The organism is Paraburkholderia sp. SIMBA_054 (genome assembly GCF_046534875.1).
Taxonomy (GTDB): domain Bacteria; phylum Pseudomonadota; class Gammaproteobacteria; order Burkholderiales; family Burkholderiaceae; genus Paraburkholderia; species Paraburkholderia hospita.
In genome coordinates this window covers 1-446 of the sequence record NZ_JAWRXV010000258.1, presented here as the reverse complement: position 1 = coordinate 446, position 446 = coordinate 1, and the positions used below count along the sequence as shown (strand labels likewise).

At 64.6% G+C, this 446-nt stretch carries 1 protein-coding gene; it reads left to right on the top strand.

Annotated features, from left to right (window positions below):
- Positions 1-446: electron transfer flavoprotein subunit beta/FixA family protein (locus SB822_RS55025; RefSeq protein WP_410858838.1), on the top strand; the 446-nt coding region annotated here is incomplete at both ends.

The following is a 446-nucleotide window of genomic DNA, read 5'->3' as shown; positions in this document are numbered from 1 at the left end:
GCGGGCGTGGCGACGGAAGTGATCGCCGTGTCGGCGGGCGTGACGCAATGTCAGGAAACGCTGCGCACGGCGCTGGCAATCGGCGCGGATCGCGCGATCCTGATCGAATCGAACGAAGACCTGCAGCCGCTGGCTGTGGCCAAGCTGCTGAAGGCGCTGGTGGACAGGGAACAGCCGCAACTGGTGATCCTCGGCAAGCAGGCCATCGACGACGATTCGAACCAGACGGGCCAGATGCTCGCCGCGCTGGCGAATCTGCCGCAGGCGACGTTTGCATCGAAGGTTGTCGTGGCTGACGACAAGGCGACGGTGTCGCGTGAAGTCGATGGCGGCGCGGAAACCCTGTCGCTGAAGCTGCCCGCAGTCGTGACGACCGATCTGCGCCTGAACGAGCCGCGCTACGTGACGCTGCCGAACATCATGAAGGCGAAGAAGAAACCGCTCGA